The sequence below is a fragment of the Polaribacter sp. genome (genome assembly GCF_049276715.1).
Taxonomy (GTDB): domain Bacteria; phylum Bacteroidota; class Bacteroidia; order Flavobacteriales; family Flavobacteriaceae; genus Polaribacter.
In genome coordinates, this window is record NZ_JBASWY010000042.1 from 1 (window position 1) to 2,003 (window position 2,003).

General features: G+C 49.0%; 3 protein-coding genes. All 3 read left to right on the forward strand.

All coding sequences use genetic code 11. From position 1 onward, the window contains the following. Positions 1–171 precede the first annotated feature (171 nt). A complete protein-coding gene (locus tag WAO74_RS10895) occupies positions 172–891 on the forward strand; it encodes a Crp/Fnr family transcriptional regulator (protein WP_422162054.1) in 720 nt (239 codons plus the stop codon). A 207-nt stretch (positions 892–1,098) separates the two neighbouring features. Then, a complete protein-coding gene (locus WAO74_RS10900) occupies positions 1,099–1,584 on the forward strand; it encodes a hypothetical protein (protein WP_422162056.1) in 486 nt (161 codons plus the stop codon). Between the two features lie 32 nt (positions 1,585–1,616). Continuing rightward, positions 1,617–2,003 (forward strand): hypothetical protein (locus WAO74_RS10905; RefSeq protein ID WP_422162058.1); only part of this gene is annotated, 387 nt, incomplete at its 3' end.

Here is a 2,003-nt window from a genome sequence, read left to right on the forward strand (position 1 = left end):
AGAGAGCTCTACCGACCTGTCCTTTTGATGAGCCAGGATGCGGGGCAGAGCCTGACCTCCTTTTCGCTAACTTTGTTCCAACTCAATCAATAAGGTATAAAAGTTAAAACGCTTAGTTAGTAACACATAAGAAAAAGGGTATCGATAGAGGTATCCTAGGGGGTGAGAAAAATGTGTCAAAAGCGAATCTTACCTTTCCAACGCGAGCGCGCCCGTGCGCTCATAAAAGAAACTGATTGGTTTAGGCAAGCGAGAGCGGAACTCTTAAACGATCTTATCAAGCTAGCGGAACTCTATTCCGTGCCGAAGGGAGAGCATCTTTTCCGATCTGGTGATCTTATGGGCAGTGTGATCCTGCCCTTCTCGGGTAAGGTCGAAATATTAGTTGATACGCCGACAGGTGCCCAAGTGTTGTTTGCGTATGTGACATCCCGCGAGTGGCTGGGCGACCCAGTTGTGAGCAAAACAGCACGGCACTGGTTGACCGCGCACTGTAAAGAGGACTTCACGGGCTTATTTTTTGACGCGAACGCCTTAGATGAGGTGCTTCGCTCTTACCCTGAAGTCTATAGGGATATTTTGATTTGCGAGGTTGAGCGTAAGAAAAACATCTTCGATTTAATGTGCACTCGATTGCCACACAATACCGAGCAGCGCTTGGCTGCGCGAATCTTGCAGATTTTGGCTGCACGCAGCAAAATCAATGCCAATCACGTCATATTACCGGGTGATATTAATCAGGTGGAGTTAGCGCGCAGCGTTATGACCTGTCGACAAACGGTGAATCGAATTTTATCAAAGTGGATTGAAAGGGGCATTATCATTCGTTCTGGGCTCAACTCGATCATTGATATCAATGCGTTAAAGGCGCGTATCGAGGTCGAGTCTTAGTAGGTAATTTTAAAGAGTCTAAGGCGCATCACACCCTATCTGTCTAAATTTTCTCGGATACATTCCCACCTACTCAAAAGTTAGTGCTTCTTAGCATTTTCGAATTGTGACCATTTTTTTACATTATCCGAGGATGTCGCATTTGCGACACCCTCGGTTCGTCTGTTGCTGTTAGGATTTACTCACGATGGCTACGAAACAGGGGAAATGGTTGTTCAGACCATCGTACCGGACAGTCCGGCTTCGGCTGTGCTGCAAGTAGGTGATAAATTTATCTCGGTGCGAGGCGTTGAGGTTGGGTCAGATACGATGGATCGGCTCGATTTTCGCGGTAAAGCGGGTGAGGCTGTCGAAGCCGTCATCGTCCGTGACGGTGAGAGCATGCAGATCTCTGTAGTTCGAGGACCCATCCTATCCGCCATAACAAAGGCAAATATGTTGCAGTGGATGCGGGAGCAAGACGCTGAAGACTGGGCTGACGAGAGCCACACGATTCATGAGGTTGTCGGGTCTGGCGATGTCATCTACGCGTGGACGCAAGCGGTGAATACCGACGAAACCAGTGGCGCCTCTGTGGACGTTCATACCGTCTCGCGGTTTCAGTTCAATACCGATGGGCAAGTTGTTGCTCTGGCTAACATAAATGAGAGTCGATTTGCGCTAGAGCAAATGGGCTACACCATCACACGCTGAAACCAATCCTAAAAAGACGAAGGGAAAACGTTATGAGAGCTTTTTTAATAATAGCAGCATTGATGTTGACAAATGGAGTGGTAGCTGACGATCACGCTGGAATGACACCAGGTGACGGCGCTTTCACCACGATCATGCTTCAGACGAGTGATCTCGATCGATACATCAGCTCGTTGAAATCAAATCTGCAGGTACAGGAGCGCACAGGCGCTATGGTGGCGGGGTTTTGCGTGACAAAAACCGGACACGATTACCCTGGGCAAATGATGGTTTGGAATGGGTTTGCTTCGGTCGCGGATGCACTGGACGCCAGTATGAAGTACGACGCGATGGCGGCCCCTGAACCTGGGTTCGCTGCCCTTCGCTCAATCCAATATTCGGCTACGTGGAAGCCGCTTAAGCCATTTAAGTTGGACCCC

Coding starts and splice junctions, on each gene's coding strand:
- WAO74_RS10895 (WP_422162054.1), top strand. CDS start 172: ATGTGTCAAAAGCGAATCTTACCTTTCCAACGCGAGCGCGCCCGTGCG.
- WAO74_RS10900 (WP_422162056.1), top strand. CDS start 1,099: ATGGTTGTTCAGACCATCGTACCGGACAGTCCGGCTTCGGCTGTGCTG.